Below are 17780 nucleotides of genomic sequence, written 5' to 3' on the forward strand. Positions count from 1 at the left end.
GCTCCCCCCGACGGCGTCGGCAATGCGCCGCGCCCTCGCCCGCGCTCGCGACGCGAAGGCGTTGGACGTGGACGAGGCGACCGTGCTGCTGCAGGCCCGCGGCACCGATCTGGAAACCCTTTCCGAGCACGCCTCGCGGGTACGGGACGCGGGCTTGGCCGCGGCCGGCCGGCCGGGCATCATCACGTACAGCCAAAGTGTTTTCATCCCACTCACCAAACTGTGCCGGGACCGCTGCGGCTACTGCACTTTCGTCACCGTCCCGCACCAGCTGCGCAAGAACGGCGAACAACCTTATCTGACCCCCGACGAAGTTCTCGACATCGCTCGAAAAGGCGCGGAAATGGGCTGCAAGGAAGCCCTTTTCACGCTCGGCGACCGGCCGGAAGACCGCTGGGATGTGGCCCGCGAATGGCTCGACGCACATGGCTATGACGACACGCTTTCGTACGTACGAGCGATGTCCATCCGCGTGCTGGAGGAAACCGGCCTGCTGCCGCACCTGAACCCGGGTGTCCTGCACTGGCAGGATTTCCAGCGTCTCAAGCCGGTCGCCGCGTCGATGGGCATGATGCTGGAAACCACCGCCACCCGGCTGTTCACCGAAAAAGGCGGCCCGCACTACGGCTCGCCGGACAAGGATCCGGCCGTACGCTTGCAGGTTCTCGAGGACGCCGGGCGTACGTCCGTGCCGTTCACCACCGGCATCCTGATCGGCATCGGGGAAACGTACGCGGAGCGCGCCGACTCGCTTTTCGCAATCCGTAAGGTGTCAAGGACATACGGCAACATCCAGGAAATCATCGTGCAGAACTTCCGGGCCAAGCCCAGCACCAAAATGCGGGCCACCCCGGACGCCAACCTGGAGGAACTGGCCGCGACCATCGCGGTGTCGCGGCTCGTTCTCGGCCCCAGCATGCGCATTCAGGCGCCGCCGAACCTGATCGGCGGCGAGTACGAGCTGATGATCAACGCCGGCATCGACGACTGGGGTGGGTCTCGCCGGTCACGCCGGACCACGTCAACCCGGAGCGGGCCTGGCCGCAGATCGACGAGCTTTCCAGCCGTACCAAGGCCGCCGGCTTCCAGCTCCGCGAGCGACTGCCGGTTTACCCGGAATACGTGAAAATCGGCGAGCCTTGGTTGGATCCGCGACTCAACGCGCACATCGCGGCGCTCGCCGAGCCGGAGACCGGCCTGGCTCGCGAAGACGCGATGCCCAAGGGAATTCCGTGGCAGGAGCCCGACGGTGGCTGGCAGGAGTCGGGTCGTACGGACCTGCACGTCGAGGTCGACACGACTGGGCGTACGGGTGACCGGCGCAGCGACTTCGACTCCGTTTACGGCGACTGGAACGAGATCAAGGGCCGGATCAAGAGCGCGCCGGCCCGGTCCGACTCGGACGTGCTGGCCGCGCTCAGGCACGCCGAAAAAGACCCGGCGGGCATCACCGACGACGAGGCTTTGGCGCTGCTTAACTCGGACGGCGCCGATCTCGACGCGCTGACCAACCTGGCTGACGGGTTAAGACGCGACACGGTTGGCGACGACGTGACTTTTGTGGTCACTCGCAACATCAACTTCACCAACGTCTGCTACACCGGCTGCCGGTTCTGCGCTTTTGCCCAGCGCAAAACCGATGCCGACGCGTACACACTGTCGCTGTCACAGGTCGGCGACCGGGTCGACCAGGCATGGGAAGCCGGCGCAACGGAAATCTGCATGCAGGGCGGCATTCACCCGGACCTACCCGGCACCGCGTACTTTGACTTGGCCGCCGAGGTAAAACGCCGTCAGCCGGACATCCACCTGCACTCCTTCAGCCCGATGGAGGTCGTCAACGGCGCCAGTCGTACGAACCTGTCCATCCAGGACTGGCTGAGCCGCGCGCACGACGCGGGTGTCGACTCACTTCCGGGTACGGCCGCGGAAATTCTCGACGACGACGTGCGATGGGTGCTGACCAAGGGAAAGTTGCCGACCTCCAGCGGGATCGAGGTCGTCACCACCGCCCACAAGCTCGGCATCCCGACCACGTCAACGATGATGTACGGGCATGTCGACACTGCCCAGCACTGGGTGGCACACCTCAAGCTGTTGGCCGAGTTGCAGCGCCAGGGCCTGGAAAAGAACGGCCGGCGCGGCTTCAGCGAGTTCGTGCTGCTGCCGTTCATCCACCAGAGCTCGCCCATTTACCTGGCCGGCCTGGCCCGCGCCGGCAACACCGCGAGGGACAACCGAGCCGTCCACGCGATGGCGCGGCTGCTGCTGCACGGCATGATCGACAACATCCAGTGCTCGTGGGTGAAACTCGGCCCGGACGCCTGCCGCGCGGTTTTGCGGGGCGGGGTCAACGATCTCGGCGGCACGCTGATGGAGGAAACCATCAGCCGGATGGCCGGCGCGTCAAACGGCTCGTACAAAACGATCAGCGAGCTGGAAGACCTGGTCGAGCCGATCGGCCGGCCGCTGGTGCAGCGGACCACGTCGTACGGCCGGCCGTCCGTCGAGCGCATCGCGGCGGGCCGGGCCAGTGACGGGGTGGCCAGCGCCGTCCGCCAGCCGCTGCCGATCGTCGGCTAGCGAAGCTTGACTTGGAGCGCGCTCCAAGTCGTACGTTCAAGATATGACCACATCGCAGCACCAGATCGGCTCCGGTTTCGGAGCACGCAGCACCGCCGTCGAGGTCCTCAAGGGCATTGACCTGAGCGGCAAACTCGCGGTCGTGACCGGCGGATACTCGGGCCTGGGATGGGAGACGACGCGCGCGCGCTCGCCGGCGCGGGCGCACACGTCGTCGTACCAGCCAGGCGGCCCGAGGTCGCCCAGGAGGCCTTGAAGGACATCGAGAACGTCGAGACCGAGGCGCTCGACCTGGGTGACCTGACCAGCGTTCGCACCTTCGCCGAGCGGTTCCTGGCCTCCGGCCGCGCCATCGACATGATCATCAACAACGCCGGGATTATGGCCCCGCCCGAGACCCGCCTCGGGCCTGGCTGGGAGTCCACTTTCGCCACCAACCACCTCGGCCACTTCGCGCTGATCAACCGGCTGTGGCCGGCGATCGCCGCTGGCCACGGCCGAGTCGTCTCCGTCTCGTCAGCCGGCCACCGCCGCTCCCCGATCCGCTGGGACGACCTGAATTTCGAGAGTGGCTATGACAAGTGGGCCGCGTACGGGCAGGCCAAGACCGCCAACGTGCTGTTCGCCGTGCACCTGGACACGCTCGCCAAGGACGCCGGCGTACGCGCCTTCGCGCTGCATCCGGGCGGCATCATGACGCCGCTGCAACGGCACATGGACCCTGCCGAGATGGTCGCGATTGGCTGGGTCGACGAAAACGGCAACCCCACCATCCCGAACGTCAAGACGCCCGAGGAGGGCGCCGCGACCCAGGTGTGGGCGGCGACCTCGCCGCAGCTGGCCGGCATGGGCGGCGTCTACTGCGAGAACTGCGACATCGCCGAACGCGCGGTCACCACGGAGAACTTCACCGGTGGCGTCCTTGACTGGGCCACCGACCCAGCGCAGGCCGCCCGGCTCTGGACTCTGTCCGCGGACCTCACCGGCGTCAACGCCTTCGCCTGACCCCTGACCCCTGACTTTGGCCTGTGCTAGAAACGGCGGCATGACCTCGCTCGCGGACGACACCCGTTGGATGGACGCCACCGACCAGGCCGAGCTGGTCCGCTCCGGTCAGGTGAAACCGAGCGAGCTGGTGGAAGCCGCGATCGAGCGGATCGAGGCGCTCAACCCGGCCCTCAACGCGGTCGTGGTCCACTGGTTCGACGAGGCCCGGTCGACCGCCGACGACCTGCCCGCCGGCCCGTTCCGCGGGGTGCCGTTCCTGCTCAAGGACCTGTTCGCCGCGTACGCCGGCCAGCCACTGAGCAATGGCAACAGGGCTTTGAAAGAAGCCGCCATCCGGTCCACTGTGGACACCACGCTGGTGTCCCGGTTTCGGGCCGCAGGCCTGGCCACCCTGGGCCGGACCCAACAGCAGCGAGTTCGGCAGCCTGCCGACCACCGAGCCGCTGGCCTGGGGGCCGACCCGCAATCCGTGGAACACCGACCGCTCGGCCGGCGGCTCCAGCGGCGGGTCGGCCGCCGCGGTGGCCGCCGGCATGGTGCCGATCGCGCATGCCAGCGACGGCGGCGGCTCGATCCGGATTCCGTCCTCTTCCTGCGGTCTGGTGGGCCTGAAGCCGTCACAGGGCCGCATCACGATGGGCCCGAACCGGGACGAGAGCAACCTTGGCGTCGACCTCGGCGTCAGCCGTACGGTCCGGGACACCGCCGGCCTGCTGGACGCCGTCCGCGGCCCGGGTGTCGGCGACACGGTCATCGCCGCGCCACCGATCCGCCCGTACGCGCAGGAGGTGGGCGCCGATCCGGGCTCACTGCGCATCGGCGTGGTCACCCAGCATCCGCTCGCCCAAGCCGAGAACCTGACCGCCGCGAAGAACGCCGGAGCGTTGCTGGAATCCCTCGGCCACCACGTCGAGGACAGCTTCCCGTCCGCACTTATAGACCCGAAGTTTCGCGAGTTCTTCGCGGTCATGTGGGGCACCAATATGGCCGTCAACCTCGCTCGTGCGGCCGAAACGCTCGGCCGCGAGCTCACCGAGGACGAGGTCGAGCCGCTCAACTGGGCCCTTGCCGCCAGTGCCCGTCAGCACAGCGCGGTCGACTACGCGCAGGGGCTGGCGATGAACGGCCTGTTCCGCCGGGCGGTGTATCAGTGGTGGGCGGACGGCTTCGACCTGCTGGTCACCCCAACCATGGCCGCGCCGCCGCCCCCGATCGGCACTTTCGCCCACGACCCGGCCAACCCGATCGCCCCGCTGATGACCGCCGGGAAGTACGTGCCCTTCACCCCGCCCTTCAACACCACCGGCCAGCCAGCGATCAGCCTGCCGCTGCATTGGACGCCCGACGGCCTCCCGATCGGCGTCCAGTTCGTCGCCGCGTACGGCCGCGAAGACCTGCTCTTGCGGGTCGCGTCGCAACTGGAACAAGCCGCTCCCTGGGCTTCTCGCCGGCCTCCGCTTTAAAGGCGTACAGCGAGACGCAGGATCTTCGCTCGTACGGCATCGGCTGCGGCCGTACGGGCCGGGCCGTCGCCACCAGCGGTGACCCAGGACGCAAAGAGACAGCGGTGGTCCAACGACTTCGTATAGAGCTCGAGAGCCCGGGCCGGCGCGGTGTCGACCACCGAGTCCGCCCAACTCTCGTAGAACTCGCCGCCCGGATCCTCCCACCAAGCGAGCTGATATCCGTACCGCTTGAAGAGAAACTCGGCTTCCTGCCAGCGTCGCGCGCCAATCAGCTCGGCGAACTCCTGGCTCATCCGAGCGACACACGGTAGCCAGAGCACATCGGAATCAACTCCATTTTCGTTGCCACAGAAAGAACATCGGGACGATGTGTGGACAACGATGGCAGTGTGGACCGACGCTCACATGGGGAGTGGTTCCCTATCTTTAGTCGTACGCCGCCGCAGCTCTCGCCGGGACCGTGCCCCGGTCTTGCGCAGCACAGCGGAAACGTGATGGCCCACCGTTCTGATCGAGAGATGGAGCCCGGCCGCGATCTCAGCGTCGGTGTGGCCAGCCACGATCCACGTCCGCACTTCCTGTTCGCGGGCGGTGAGACCGTCCGGCGTGGCCGCCGTGCTGACCCGCGGGCCACGGGGGATCGACCGCACCCCCAGTTCCCGCAGCTTGCGCGCGGCTCGCAGCCGGCCGGGCCGGGCACCCAACTCGGTGAAGCGATCGAGCGCGTCCCGCACGACGACGGCATCGTCCGAGTCGCACCAGGCGTCGGCCGCCTCGTACGGACAGCCGAGCTCCGTCCAAGCCCGGCCCGCCCCGACCGGGTCGGCGTCGACCTGCAGCCGGTACGGCTCAGCGGCGGCGGCCGGCACCGCGTCGATCAGTTGGTGCCGCCACATCCACAGCCCGAGCTCGCCGATCGACCACGCGTTTCGAGCGTTCCACCGCCAGCTCGTACGCCTGCCGCAGACCCGAGGCGCCGTCGTCTCGTACGCCGGCAAGCCAGCGCGCCTCCGCCCGCGCCGCCATCACCGGCGTCAGCCGCTGCAGCGATCCGCTGATGTCCGCGATCCGTTTTGCCTCGTCCAGCGGTTCCCACACCTGCGGATCGCGCGCCGGGCCCGGAGTCGGCCCTGGATGCTCCAGGCGACGATCCCGGTGATCGCGCGCGGCTCGACCAGCCGGGCCAACGCCTCGGTGACCCATCTCGCCGCCTCCGACCAGCGGCCCTGTTCGAACAGGCAGCGGGCATACCAGGAGTGCGCGTAGCTGGCGTGTCCGTCCAGGTCACGAGCCACGTAGAAGTCGAGCGCCTCAGGTATGGCCGCCATGCTTGCGTCGTACAGCCTCGCCTCGCCGGCCGCCGAGATGAGGTTCGCGTAGGCGCGACCGAGCTCTCCGTCCAGCCCGGCCTCCTTGGCCACCTGCACGGCACGCCACAGGTGCGCGCAGCTGGGGTCCTGTCCGGTGATCGTCAACCCGCTGCCCAATGCCTGCAAAGCACAGGTCAGGCTTGCCTGGTCGCCGACCTCGGACGCGAGGTCGACCGCCTGCCGGGACAGCGCGATGCCGGCCGTCAGGTCCCGCGCCAGCATCCGGTTGGTGCCCAGATGGGCCAGCGCGGCGGCCAGGTCCGGTGACGGTCCGAGCGGCTCCAGGATCTCGACAGCGGCCAGCGCGAGCCGGTGGGACTCGGCGTCCGCAGGCGTCACCCGGCTCAGCCACCACAACGCCTCGCCACGCAGCAACGGCTCCTGCAGCGGGCACAGTTCCACCGCCCGCTGCGCAGTCGCCAACGCCTGTTCGTCACGGCCGACCAGGTACGCCTCCTGGGAGGCCGCCAACCACAGCCGCGCCAGCTCGGTCTGGGAAGCCAGGCCAGCTCCGTCCGCTGCCGCCTGGTGATAGTGCTCGGCGGCCTCGCGGTGCGCGCCCAGCCCAGCGCGACCGCCCGCTCGGCCGCCGCCCGCTGGCTGGTGAAGGCCAGCTCCAGCTCGTGCGCGTGCCGGGCGTGGTACGCGATCGTGGCCGGAGCTATGTCGCCCTGCGCGACCATTCGGCGTACGACGTCCGCGTGCAGGTCCTGGCGCTGTCCGGGCGTCAGCGCCTGCTCGACAGCGAGCCGTACCAGCTCGTGCCGGAACTCCACGACCGCGCCGTCCACCCGCAGCAGCCCGGCCACCACCGGTTCGTCGAGCCGCGACCAGTCCGCGCCGAGCAACTCCGCGCCGACTCGCCCGGCGATCACCGACAGCAGCTCTACGACACCGCGTGCGGAAGGTGACAGGCGGGCCACCCGGGCCGCCACGGCATCGCGTGTCGATGCCGCCACCCGACCGTCCGGCGCGAGCAGCAACTGGCTCACCAGGAAGGCATTTCCGTTGGTCAGTCGGTACGCCTCGGCCGCGTCGATTTCGGTCTCGGAGACCATTTCCGCGACGCCGGCCCTGGTCAGCGGCGGGACCGTGACGCGGGTGACGCCGGCCGCGCTGGCCAGGTCACCGAGCACCCTGCGCAGCGGATGGTCACCGTCCACCTCGTCACGGTAGGTCACCACCAACAACCCCGCGGACGTGTCGATGCGCCGGCCGATGAACCGCAGGACGTCAGCGCTCGCGTCGTCGATCCAGTGGGCATCTTCGACCACCAGCGGAGTCGGCGTACGACGTACCCACGCGAGCAGCCGCTCCCGCATGTCGTCGACGTCGAAATCCTGCTCCGCCGGCCAGATCTGCCGTGCGATGTCCTGGAACGGCCCGAGCGGACGCGGCGTCGAGAGTGGCTCACAGAAGCCCCAAACCGCCTGTTCGGAGCCGAAGAACTCCCGTACGAGCGAGGTCTTCCCGACCCCCCCCCGCCTCACCGGCGACCGCGACGAGCGAACCAGCGCCACGCCGAGCGGCCGCGCTCACCGCGCCCAGCCGCTCGACGAGCACGTCACGCTCAACCAGAGTCACACCCGAGAGCGTAGGCCGCACACTCCCGGCCCGCCTCAGCCGAATGTAACGAAAGGGCGGACCGTTTCGTTACATTCGGCGGCAAAGCGGCTATCCGGCCGCGGCCATCGGGGGCGGGACCACTTTGCGGGCGAGCAGGGTGATCGCCGCGTTGACGTTACGCAGGGTGGGCGCGGCTACCCCGGTCAGCTCGGCGATTTCCACGACAGCGCTGATAATCGCGTCGGTTTCCAACACCTTCCCGGCTTCCAGGTCCTGCAGCATCGAAGTCTTGTGATGCCCGACCTTTTCCGCACCGGCCAGCCGCCGATCGATCGACACCTGCGGATTGCTGCCAGCGGCCCTCGCGACGGCGACGGTTTCGGCCATCATCCGGGCTACCAGATCGCGGGTGTGCTCGTGAGCGCAAATCTCGGCCATGGTCGCCCGGGTGAGCGCACTGAGCGGGTTGAAAGCGACGTTTCCCATCAGTTTGACCCAAATATCGTCCCGCAGATTCGGTTCGACCGGACATTTGAGCCCGCCGGCCACCATCGCGTCACTGAATTCCAGGCAGCGGGTGGAAATGCTGCCATCCGGCTCGCCAATCGAGAACCGGGTGCCCTCCAGATGCCGGATCACCCCCGGCGCCTGGATTTCGGTCGAGCAGTAGACCACGCAACCAATCGCCCGCCAGGTCGGCAAAACGGCGCTGGTCGCACCGCCAGGATCAACTGCCTCGATGCGATGCTTTTCCAGCGGATGCCCCTTGAGCCCGTGGAAATACCACCACGGGATCCCGTTCTGGGCGGCCACCACGGCCGTCCGCGGGCCTAGCAGCGGCGCGAGCAGCTTGCCGGCGCCGGCGTACGAGTGCGCCTTGAGGCCGAGGAACACGTAGTCGACCGGTCCGACGTCGGCCGGGTTGGCGGTCGCGTACGGGTGTGCGTGGAAGTCGCCGCGCGGGCTTTTGACGTACACACCGTGGTCCTGAAGAGCGACCAGTGTGCGGCCCGCGGGCGATCAGGTGGACTTCGACGCCAGCTCGGTGCAAGGCGGCGCCAACGTACGCGCCAATCGCACCGGCGCCAAGGACTGCGACTTTCATGTCATACCCCATTCGGTATGGCGGCCAAAGTAAGATTGCATACGATCTACAGAATGCCGTCAAGGGTTAGCGGGTAAAATGTTCCTTACTCGGCAGGACTCCCCGCCCGCCAATGTCTTTTGCATACCAAAACCTGTATCCTCGGAGAGCTTGGCTTTTGCCCAGAGCACTGAGGAAGAGAAGGTTCCGATGACGCAACCCGCCGCCGGCATTCCGGGCTCCAAGGGACGCCCGCCGGGCCGCCCCCGTCTGCTGGGCGAGGGGGCCACCCGCCGGGTCGAGCGGCCGGCGCCGCTGCGTCAGGCCGTGTACGACGCGCTGATCGAGCTCATCGTGAACCAGACCCTCAAACCCGGCCAGCACCTCGTCGAGCTGGAACTCGCGGAGTATTTGGGGTCAGCCGCCAGCCCGTACGAGAAGCCCTGCAGCGACTGCAGACCGAGGGCTGGGTCGACCTCCGGCCGGCGCAGGGCGCCTTCGTGCACACCCCCACCGACGAGGAGGCCGACCAGTTGTTGGGCGTACGCGTCGTGTTGGAGACGCATTCCGCCCAGCTGGCCGCCGGCCGGGCCACCGCCGAGGACGTGCAGCGCCTGTGGGAGCTGCAGCAGATCGGCATCGAGGCGCTGGCATCGGCGGACACCGAGGGCCTGGTGGTCGCCAACGCCAACCTGCACACCTGCATCACGAACCTGTCCGGGAACAAGGTGCTGGCCGAGATGATCGCGATGGTGGACCGCCGGGTCCGCTGGTATTACACCCCGATCGCTCGCCCTCGCGGCAAGGATGCCTGGACCGAACACGCCGACCTGATCAAGGCCATCGCGGCCGGCAACGCCGAGCTGGCCAGCAAAACCATGCACCAGCACGCCGAGCGGACCCGGCAGGCCTACCACGAGCAGCGGGCGGCCGCTCAGTAAATCAGGACACCTCCTGGGCTACCGGTTGCGGTCGTACGAGTTTTTTCGGCCTGGCTGGCGCAACATGAAGGCCAGCCCGGCAGCCATCAGACCAATCGAGCCAGCCAGCACGAACGCTCCCGAATAACCCCAGGACGCCACCACCAGGGCACCCACACCGGAGCCGAACAGGCCGCTCACCACTTTCCCGCTGTTAGACCATGCCGTAATTGCTGGCATTGTTGTTCTCCCCGAAATAGTCGGCCGTCATGGCCGCGAAGAGCGGAAAGATGGCGCCGCCACCAAAGCCCGAGATCATCGAGCAGAGCAGGAAGAGCGCCAGGTTCTGCATGAGCCCGGTCGCCAACACGCCGAACTGCGCCAGCCCCAGCACGATGCACACCAACACCAGGGTCTGCCGCCGGCCGTACTTGTCGGAAATCCAACCGATAACACCGCGGCCGGTGCCGTTGACGATTGATTTCAGCGCCGCGCAGTAGCCGCGATGGCGGCCGCGAAGCCCATTTCCTTGCCAAACGGCACCTGGAAGGCGATGCCGAAAATGTTGATTCCGGAGGTCATCAACAAGCACAGCCACATCATCGGCAGCACCGCGGCCTGGAAGAACACCCAGACGCCCAGCAGCCAGAAGATGTGGACCGAAGACCAGCCGTGTGCTTCGTGCAGAGTTTCCTCGGCCGCCCCGAAAGCGTATTCGCCAGACGCTGATGCCGAGCATGCCGATCCAGGGCAACAAAACCATCAACCAACGCGGCCGGCCCATAATATCGTGAGGTGTCTCACCCATGCGATACACCCGGCCGTTCTGATCTTTAACCTCAGTGAAACCATTCGTTGTTACGCTCATGCTTGTCTCTTTCCAGCAATTGCTGTGCACCGCCGGTTGCCGCCCGGCGGAGCTGGTGACCGGGCCGGGAGAACCCGGTCACCGTCGGGCGATGAGTCGACGCCAAGGACGGACAGTGCCGTCCTTGGCGAGGGGCGGGTGAAACATTTCTTTGGTACGGGTAAGAAGACTCAGCCCGTTGCGCTGCCGGAACGGGGTGCGGTCATCGCGTCGACCGCCGGGCCGGCCGGGGATGAGGGGTTGCTCCCTGACGTATGTCCTGGTTGTCGAAGGAAAAGCGTGAGGACCGCGGCCAGGATCGCGATACCACCAGCCAACAGATAGGCGCCGGTGTAGCCCCAGACCACGATGATCCCGGCGGCGATTCCACCGCCGCCGATCCCGCCGAAAAGCTTCGCACTGTAAACTAGGCCATAGTTTGTGGCGTTGTTGTTCTCGCCAAAGTAATCTGGCACCAGAGCGGCGAAAAGGGGATAGAAAGCGCCGCCGCCAAAGCCAGTGACAAAAGCGAAGAACATGAACAGCCACAGGTTGTGAATGTTGCCGGACCACAGCACGCCGAACTGTGCGGCGGCCGCCACCAGCAGCACCAGGGTGAGGGTTTGCTTGCGGCCAAGCCGGTCGGACAGCCAGCCGACCAGGGCCCGACCGGTGCCGTTGACGACCGACAGGATGCCGGCCGCGGACGCCACCACGAAGGGACCGAAGCCGCTGACCTTGGCGAACGGCACCTCGAAGTTGATCCCGAAAAGCGAGACGCCACCAATGATGACCAGGCACAACCACATCAACGGCAGCATGCCCGTACGAATCGCCTGCATGGGCGAGAACTGTTTGACCGCGGGCGGGTTTTTGGCAAGCCTGGTGTTCGCCTTGCGATCGTTCGCCCAGCGCACCGGGTCGATCTCGCTCGGCCACCAGTTCTTCGGGGGATCCATGAAGAAGACGCCGCAGAGCAGGACCGCCACCAGCATGTAGGCGCCGACCAGGTTGAGCACGATGGAGAAGTTTCCCGGTGTGAAGAAATAGCTGAAAATGTAAATGAGGGGCACCGCACCGTACGCGAATCCGCCGTTGACGAATCCGGTCCGAGCACCGCGCTTTTCCGGGAACCACTTGCCCACATGTTGATGCAGGTGGCGTAGACGAGTCCGGCGCCGGTGCCGCCGAGCACCGAATAGCCGACAAACGCCACCACCAGGTTGCCGCTGTTGGCGATGGTGAAATAGCCGACGCCACTGAGAATGGCGCCCACGACCATCGCTGCGCGTGCCGAAATGATGTTCTTCTCCCGCAGCCGGCCGGCCGGGAACGCCACCGCCGCTTGGAAAACCGCCCACAGGCTGGCGATCCAGAAGACCTCGCCAATGGACCAGCCGTACGACTTCTCCAGGGTCGTGGTCGCCGCACCCCAGCCGTACTCGAAAACACTCACCGCCATCATGGCGATCCAGGGAAGCCACACCATCCAGTTACGGGAACGCCCCATGATGTCTCTCGGGGTTTCGCCAACCCGATAGACACGCCCGTTCTGGTCGGTGACCTCCTGGAAAGTTGCTGCCGCACTGCTCACTTGAGCCTCTTTCTGCTAAACGGATGGACCTTGTGCAGTCCCTCCCTTCCTGAGGCCTGTGCCGCGCGGTTGGCGAAGCTCACGACGCGGGTCCCAGTAGTCCGGCGGCGCGTGCCCAACGGTACTTGGCACCGAGGACGGCCACCGGCTTTTCGGTGGTGTACGGATAAGCCACTACCCCGTGCTGGTACAGGTAGTCGCTGGCCTCTTCGACCTCGATGTCGCCGGAAAGCGACGCGACCACCGGCTTGTGGATGCCCTTGGCGCGGAACTCCTCGACCACCGCGACGACCAGCTTCGCGAACACCATGGGCGGCGTCACGATGGTGTGCCAGTAACCGAGAATGAGCGAGTGAACACGCTCGTCCGACAGCCCGAGGGCGATGGTGTTGCGGTACGTCGACGGCGGCTCACCACCAGTGATGTCCACTGGGTTTCCGGCGGCGCCGAACGGTGGGATGAACTTCCGGAATGCCTGATCCAGGTCCTCCGGAATCTCCATCAAAGACAGCCCGTTGTCGACGCAGGCGTCGGACAGCAGGACGCCCGACCCGCCCGCCCGCGCCGGTGATGATCACGACGTTTTTTTTTCGCCGGCCGGGGTGGGAAGCAGCGGGATGCCGCGGGCGTATTCGAGCATGTCGTTCAACCCCGGTGCCCGGATAACCCCACTCTGACGCAGAATGTCGTCGTAAACCTTGTCATCGCCGGCCAGCGCACCAGTGTGCGAGCTCGCCGCTTTGGCACCCTGCGCCGTACGCCCGGCTTTCAGAACAACGATGGGCTTCTTCGTCGAGACCCGTTTCGCGGTCTCGGCGAAAGACCGGCCGTCCTTGAGGTCCTCCAGGTGCATCGCGATGAGACCGGTGTTGTCGTCGCTTTCAAAAAACGTGAGGAGATCATCCTCATCGATGTCGGCCTTGTTGCCCACCCCCACGATCGCCGAGACACCCATTTTCGCGGACCGGCTGAAGCCCAGGATCGCCATCCCGATGCCGCCGCTCTGGGAGGTGAGCGCCACCTGCCCCTTCACGTCGTACGGCGTGCAGAAGGTCGCGCGCACAGGTTTTCCGGCGTATAGTAATAGCCGTAGATGTTCGGTCCGAGGATGCGAACGCCGTGCTTGCGCGCGATGGCCAAGACCTCGTCCTGCAGCTCCTGGTTTCCGGTCTCACCGAAACCCGACGGAATCAGGATCGCGCCCGCGACCCCCTTCGCACCGACCTCTTCGAGAGCCGCGGCCACAAATTTCGCTGGAATGGCGAAAACCGCGACATCCACGTCGCCGGGTACGTCAGCGATGCTCTTGAACGCCTTGCGATCCAGGATTTCGCTGGCTTTCGGGTTGATCGGGTAGATCTCGCCCCGATAGCCGCCGTTCACCAGGTTTTTTCATCACCGAGTTGCCGATTTTGCCTTCTTCGGCGGAAGCTCCGATGACCGCGACCGCGGCCGGCTTCATGATGCGGTTCATCGAGGCCAGGATCTCCTCCTGGCTGAACCGCTCCGGCACGACCGCGGCAGCGGGATCGATGAGAATGCGTACGTCCACGGCCGTCGCACCGCTGGCGGTCACCAGCACCGGGTTCAGGTCCACTTCGGACAGCTGCGGGAAATCCGTCACCAGCTGCGAAACCCGCTGGATGATCGTGGACAGGGCGGCCCGGTCGGCCGGCTCCGCACCACGTACACCTTTGAGGATTTGCGCGGCCTTGATGCCGTCGATCATCGACAGCGCCTCGTCCTGCGAGGTCGGCGCCAGCCGAAAGGTCACGTCCTTGAGCACCTCGACCAGCACACCGCCGAGCCCGAAAGCCACGATCTTGCCGAAGGTCGTGTCAGTGGTAGCACCGATAATGACCTCCTGGCCGGAAGTCAACTGCTGCTGCACCTGGACGCCGAGGATCTCGGCATCCGCGTTGTACGCCTTGGCGTTCGCCACAATCGTACGAAATCCAGCGGCCACTTCCTCGGCGGTGGACTGCCCTACCAGTACGCCACCTGCCTCGGTTTTTTGTGCAGGATGTCCGGTGACACGATCTTGAGGACGACGGGGAACCCGATTTTCTCGGCGTAAGCCACCGCCTCGATCTCGGAGGTCGCCAACGCCTCGGCCGGCGTGGGAATACCGTACGCGTCGCAGACTTTCTTGCCTTCCAGGGCGGTCAGCGAGTCCCGGCCCTGCCCGGCGGCTTCGTCAAGCACCGCCTGAACGGCGGCGCGGTCAAAATTTTCAGCCATAGCTGGAGTTCTCCTTCTTACCGGGCAGACCGTGAGTCAGCGACCCACCCGGTCCGATGTAAAGACAGGTCAGATGACGCCGGCGGCGCGCAGCTCTTTCAGCCTGTCGCCGCTGTAACCGAGCTCGCTCAGCACTTCTTCGTTGTGCTCGCCCAGCAACGGCGACCGCTGGACGTCGACCGGCGAGTCCGAGAGCTTCAGCGGACTGCCGACCGTCTTGAAGGTGCCACGTTCGGGGTGCTCGACCTCAACAACCGTGCCGAGTTCGGCGAGAGTCGTGTCATCGATCAACTCCTGGGTGGACAGGATGGGCCACAAGGAATGTCGTGCGCGTTCAGCTTCTCCAGGATTTCCCACTTGGTGTGCTTTTCGGTCCACTCCTCGACCAGCGCGAAGACCTTGTCCAGCTTGGAAAGCCGGGCCTCCGGCGTCGCCCACTGCGGGTCCTGCACCAGGTCGGGCCGGCCGATCAGCTCGGCCAGTGGCTTCCATCCGGGAGGCTGGATAATCACGTAGATGTAGTCGTTTGGACCGCCGGGCGCACACCGTACCGCCCAACCGGGCTGTCCTCCACCGGACGCGTTTCCGGACCGAGGCACCTCAACGCCGGTGTTCGGAGTCGGATATTCGTTCAGTGGGCCCAAAGCGATCCGTTGCTGGTCACGCAGCTTCACCCGGCACAGGTTCAGCACGGCGTCCTGCATGGCGACCTGTACGCGCTGGCCGCGGCCGGTGTTCGTACGCTGATAAAGCGCGGCCAGAATCGCGGCCACCAGATGAATCCCGGTGCCGGAGTCACCGATCTGCGCACCGGTCGCGGTCGGCGGGCCGTCGGCGAAGCCAGTGGTCGCCATCGCGCCACCCATCGCCTGCGCGATGACCTCGTACGCCTTGAACTTCGCGAACTTGCCGCCACCGAATCCCTTGATGGAGGCGTAGATCAGCCGCGGGTTGAGCTCCTGCAGCCGCTCCCAGGTGAACCCGAAGCGGTCGACCACACCCGGACCGAAGTTCTCCACCAGAATGTCCGAGGTCTTCACCAGGTCGGCGAAGATCTCCTTGCCTTCCGCGGTTTTCATGTTCACCGTGATGCTGCGCTTGTTGCAGTTCAGCATCGTGAAATAGAGGCTGTCCACGCCGGGCTTGTCGCGCAACTGCTGGCGGGTGATGTCACCGCGGCCAGGCGTCTCCAGCTTCACCACGTCCGCACCCAGCCACCCGAGCAGCTGCGTCGACGACGGTCCGGACTGGACATGTGTCATATCGAGGACTCGTACGCCCTCCAGAGCCTTGCTCATGAGCCGGCCTCCGCTCGAAAGCTAACGATTACTTGTACATTGTTTGGTTCATGGTTCCCGGCGCGTACGCGTCCGGATCGACCCAGACATTGATGAGCGACGGCTTGCCAGATTCGCGCGCCCGCTGCAAAGCCGGCGCGATGTCCTTCGGGTCACGCACTTCCTCGCCATAACCGCCCAACATCTGCGCGAACTTGTCGTAGTGCACATCGCCGAGCGTGTTGCCGATCCGCTCCCGAGCGAGTCCGTACTTCTGCGCCTGGCCATAGCGAATCTGGTTCATCGACGAGTTGTTGCCAACAATGCCGACGAAAGGCAGGTTGTAGCGGACCAGCGTCTCGAAGTCCCAGCCGGTCAGGCTGAAGGCGCCGTCACCGAACAGCGCGACCACTTCCTTGTCCGGGCGGGCGTGTTTTGCCGCGAGGACAAAGGGAATGCCGACCCCCAGGGTCCCGAGCGGGCCCGGGTCCATCCAGTGGCCGGGCGACTTGGGTTGCACAACCTGGCCGGAGAAGGTGACGATGTCGCCGCCGTCACCGATGTAGATCGAGTCCTCGGTGAGGAAGTTGTTGATCTCGCTGACCAGCCGGTACGGGTGGATGGGGCTGGCATCGGAGAGCAACTGCGGGAGCCGCTTCTGCTTGGCCTGGTCTTCGACACCGGCCAGTTCTTCCAGCCACTGCTTGCGTCCGGTCGCGCCATTGTCCTCGCGCGGCCGCTGGCGGCCTGCGCGACCGACGCGAGGACGACACCGACATCACCCACGATGCCGAGGTCGATGTCCCGGTTCTTGCCGACCGTACGGTAATCCAGGTCGATCTGGACGACGGTCGCGTCCTTGGAGAGCCGCCGCCCGTAGCCCATCCGGAAATCGAAGGGTGTGCCGACAATGACGATGAGATCGGCGTTGTTGAAGGCATATCGCCGGGAAAGCTGGAAGTGATGCGGGTCGCCAGGCGGCAGCGTACCGCGGCCGGCGCCGTTCATGTAGGCGGGAACATTGAGCGTACGCACCAAATCGATGGCCGCATCCGTCCCGCGAGTGGTCCAGACCTGGCTGCCGAGCAGGATCGCCGGCTTTTGGGCATGTACGAGCAGATCCGCGAGCTTCTCGATCGCGGCCGGGTCGCCGGCGCTGCGGGTCGAGGCCTTGTAGCCACCGGCCTGCGGGATCCGCGCCGACTCCAACGGCACCTTCGCATCCAGCACATCCCTGGGAATCTCCAGGAAAGACGGGCCGGGAGCACCCACGTAGCATTCCCGAAACGCCATCGACACCATGTCCGCGATCCGTGCGGTGCCCGGCACGGTCGCGGCGAACTTGGTGATCGGGTTCATCATGTCCACGTGCGGCAGGTCCTGCAGCGATCCCATTTTGTGCTGGGACAGCGATCCCTGGCCGCCGATCAACAACATCGGGCTCTCCGCGCGGAAAGCGTTCGCCACGCCGGTGACCGCGTCGGTGGTGCCGGGGCCGGCGGTGACAACCGCACATCCCGCTGTGCCGGTAATCCGGGCATAACCGTCGGCCGCGTGCGCGGCGACCTGCTCGTGGCGTACGTCGATGACCTTGATGCCCTCGTCGACGCAGCCGTCATAAATGTCAATGATGTGTCCGCCGCAGAGGGTGAAGATCGTGTCCACCCCTTCGGCCTTGAGCGCCTTCGCCACCAGATGCCCACCGGATATCACTTCGGGGGTGGCTACCTCGGCATTGTTCGTGCCGGCCACGGCATCACCGGTCGCCGTTTGCGCCATCGCTGGTCATCTCCTTGCTGCTCGGCCTTGGCGGCCGGGAGCCGA

Annotated in this window: 18 protein-coding genes and 6 pseudogenes; 6 read left to right on the top strand and 18 right to left on the bottom strand. The window is 66.2% G+C overall.

Annotated elements, in window-relative coordinates; genetic code table 11:
- The first annotated feature begins 22 nt into the window (after positions 1–22).
- The 4 genes and pseudogenes from GNX96_RS21135 to GNX96_RS21145 all read left to right on the top strand — a co-directional run bounded on the left by GNX96_RS21135 (position 23) and on the right by GNX96_RS21145 (position 5054).
- Positions 23–2583, top strand: a pseudogene (locus GNX96_RS21135) (bifunctional FO biosynthesis protein CofGH).
- 168 nt (positions 2584–2751) lie between these two features.
- Positions 2752–3588, top strand: a complete 837-nt coding sequence (locus GNX96_RS21140) for an oxidoreductase (protein ID WP_313885731.1) — start codon at positions 2752–2754, stop codon at positions 3586–3588.
- 70 nt (positions 3589–3658) lie between these two features.
- Positions 3659–3934: pseudogene (locus tag GNX96_RS53815) on the top strand (amidase family protein); the annotation flags it as partial.
- 100 nt (positions 3935–4034) lie between these two features.
- On the top strand, positions 4035–5054 hold the full coding sequence (locus GNX96_RS21145) for an amidase (protein WP_279581044.1): 1020 nt from the start codon (positions 4035–4037) through the stop codon (positions 5052–5054).
- Here the strand turns inward: GNX96_RS21145 and GNX96_RS21150 are convergent.
- The 7 genes and pseudogenes from GNX96_RS21150 to GNX96_RS53820 all read right to left on the bottom strand — a co-directional run bounded on the left by GNX96_RS21150 (position 5051) and on the right by GNX96_RS53820 (position 9583).
- Complete coding sequence (locus GNX96_RS21150; protein ID WP_163569397.1) at positions 5051–5350, bottom strand: hypothetical protein; 300 nt, start codon at positions 5348–5350, stop codon at positions 5051–5053. The genes GNX96_RS21145 and GNX96_RS21150 overlap by 4 nt on opposite strands.
- A gap of 108 nt (positions 5351–5458) precedes the next feature.
- Positions 5459–6055: a helix-turn-helix transcriptional regulator gene (locus GNX96_RS21155; protein ID WP_163569398.1), complete on the bottom strand. Its 597-nt coding sequence runs from the start codon at positions 6053–6055 to the stop codon at positions 5459–5461.
- 36 nt (positions 6056–6091) lie between these two features.
- Entirely contained in the window at positions 6092–6829 is a 738-nt protein-coding gene (locus GNX96_RS21160; protein ID WP_279581026.1) for a tetratricopeptide repeat protein, read from the bottom strand.
- A complete protein-coding gene (locus GNX96_RS21165; protein ID WP_163569400.1) occupies positions 6772–7917 on the bottom strand; it encodes an ATP-binding protein in 1146 nt (381 codons plus the stop codon). The genes GNX96_RS21160 and GNX96_RS21165 overlap by 58 nt, the downstream gene beginning before the upstream one ends.
- 184 nt (positions 7918–8101) lie before the next feature.
- Complete coding sequence (locus tag GNX96_RS21170) at positions 8102–8971, bottom strand: 2-dehydropantoate 2-reductase (RefSeq protein ID WP_279581027.1); 870 nt, start codon at positions 8969–8971, stop codon at positions 8102–8104.
- Positions 8972–9017: 46 nt separating this feature from the next.
- A pseudogene (locus tag GNX96_RS64350) lies at positions 9018–9110 on the bottom strand (2-dehydropantoate 2-reductase N-terminal domain-containing protein); the annotation flags it as partial.
- 287 nt (positions 9111–9397) lie between these two features.
- Positions 9398–9583, bottom strand: coding sequence for a hypothetical protein (locus tag GNX96_RS53820; protein ID WP_279581028.1), 186 nt, complete (start codon positions 9581–9583; stop codon positions 9398–9400).
- On the opposite strand from GNX96_RS53820, the gene GNX96_RS21175 reads away from it, so the two are divergent.
- Positions 9530–10018 carry a GntR family transcriptional regulator gene (locus GNX96_RS21175; protein ID WP_279581045.1) on the top strand — a complete coding sequence of 163 codons (489 nt, stop codon included), beginning with the start codon at positions 9530–9532 and terminating at the stop codon, positions 10016–10018. The genes GNX96_RS53820 and GNX96_RS21175 overlap by 54 nt on opposite strands.
- An 18-nt stretch (positions 10019–10036) precedes the next feature.
- On the opposite strand, the gene GNX96_RS53825 is transcribed toward GNX96_RS21175, so the two are convergent.
- From GNX96_RS53825 to GNX96_RS21185, 3 genes are all read right to left on the bottom strand, one after another.
- On the bottom strand, positions 10037–10198 hold the full coding sequence (locus tag GNX96_RS53825; protein WP_279581029.1) for a hypothetical protein: 162 nt from the start codon (positions 10196–10198) through the stop codon (positions 10037–10039).
- A 13-nt stretch (positions 10199–10211) separates the two neighbouring features.
- On the bottom strand, positions 10212–10865 hold the full coding sequence (locus tag GNX96_RS21180) for an MFS transporter (protein ID WP_279581030.1): 654 nt from the start codon (positions 10863–10865) through the stop codon (positions 10212–10214).
- A 170-nt stretch (positions 10866–11035) separates the two neighbouring features.
- Positions 11036–11989, bottom strand: a complete 954-nt coding sequence (locus GNX96_RS21185) for an MFS transporter (protein WP_279581031.1) — start codon at positions 11987–11989, stop codon at positions 11036–11038.
- Positions 11990–12109: 120 nt separating this feature from the next.
- On the opposite strand from GNX96_RS21185, the gene GNX96_RS53830 reads away from it, so the two are divergent.
- Positions 12110–12385: a hypothetical protein gene (locus GNX96_RS53830; protein WP_279581032.1), complete on the top strand. Its 276-nt coding sequence runs from the start codon at positions 12110–12112 to the stop codon at positions 12383–12385.
- A gap of 132 nt (positions 12386–12517) precedes the next feature.
- On the opposite strand, the pseudogene GNX96_RS53835 reads toward GNX96_RS53830, so the two are convergent.
- From GNX96_RS53835 to GNX96_RS21200, 8 genes and pseudogenes are all read right to left on the bottom strand, one after another.
- Positions 12518–12985, bottom strand: a pseudogene (locus GNX96_RS53835) (hypothetical protein); the annotation flags it as partial.
- A 27-nt stretch (positions 12986–13012) separates the two neighbouring features.
- Positions 13013–13501, bottom strand: coding sequence for a hypothetical protein (locus tag GNX96_RS53840; RefSeq protein WP_279581033.1), 489 nt, complete (start codon positions 13499–13501; stop codon positions 13013–13015).
- Positions 13468–13821: a CoA-binding protein gene (locus GNX96_RS53845; protein ID WP_279581034.1), complete on the bottom strand. Its 354-nt coding sequence runs from the start codon at positions 13819–13821 to the stop codon at positions 13468–13470. The genes GNX96_RS53840 and GNX96_RS53845 overlap by 34 nt, the downstream gene beginning before the upstream one ends.
- Positions 13733–14404 carry an acetate--CoA ligase family protein gene (locus GNX96_RS53850; RefSeq protein WP_279581035.1) on the bottom strand — a complete coding sequence of 224 codons (672 nt, stop codon included), beginning with the start codon at positions 14402–14404 and terminating at the stop codon, positions 13733–13735. The genes GNX96_RS53845 and GNX96_RS53850 overlap by 89 nt, the downstream gene beginning before the upstream one ends.
- A 20-nt stretch (positions 14405–14424) precedes the next feature.
- Complete coding sequence (locus GNX96_RS53855; RefSeq protein ID WP_279581036.1) at positions 14425–14679, bottom strand: acetate--CoA ligase family protein; 255 nt, start codon at positions 14677–14679, stop codon at positions 14425–14427.
- 69 nt (positions 14680–14748) lie between these two features.
- Positions 14749–15977, bottom strand: a pseudogene (gene frc, locus GNX96_RS21195) (formyl-CoA transferase).
- A gap of 28 nt (positions 15978–16005) precedes the next feature.
- Entirely contained in the window at positions 16006–16476 is a 471-nt protein-coding gene (locus tag GNX96_RS53860) for a thiamine pyrophosphate-dependent enzyme (RefSeq protein WP_390624095.1), read from the bottom strand.
- A gap of 251 nt (positions 16477–16727) precedes the next feature.
- Positions 16728–17735: pseudogene (locus GNX96_RS21200) on the bottom strand (thiamine pyrophosphate-binding protein); the annotation flags it as partial.
- Positions 17736–17780: the final 45 nt, after the last annotated feature.

Source organism: Fodinicola feengrottensis, assembly GCF_010993775.1.
Lineage (GTDB): Bacteria > Actinomycetota > Actinomycetes > Mycobacteriales > HKI-0501 > Fodinicola > Fodinicola feengrottensis.

Bases quoted from the DNA above. Each gene is read 5' to 3' on its own strand.
- GNX96_RS21140 (WP_313885731.1), top strand. From the start codon at position 2,752: ATGGGAGACGACGCGCGCGCGCTCGCCGGCGCGGGCGCACACGTCGTC.
- GNX96_RS21150 (WP_163569397.1), bottom strand. From the start codon at position 5,350: ATGAGCCAGGAGTTCGCCGAGCTGATTGGCGCGCGACGCTGGCAGGAA.
- GNX96_RS21180 (WP_279581030.1), bottom strand. From the start codon at position 10,865: ATGAGCGTAACAACGAATGGTTTCACTGAGGTTAAAGATCAGAACGGC.
- GNX96_RS53830 (WP_279581032.1), top strand. From the start codon at position 12,110: ATGGCGCCCACGACCATCGCTGCGCGTGCCGAAATGATGTTCTTCTCC.
- GNX96_RS53855 (WP_279581036.1), bottom strand. From the start codon at position 14,679: ATGGCTGAAAATTTTGACCGCGCCGCCGTTCAGGCGGTGCTTGACGAA.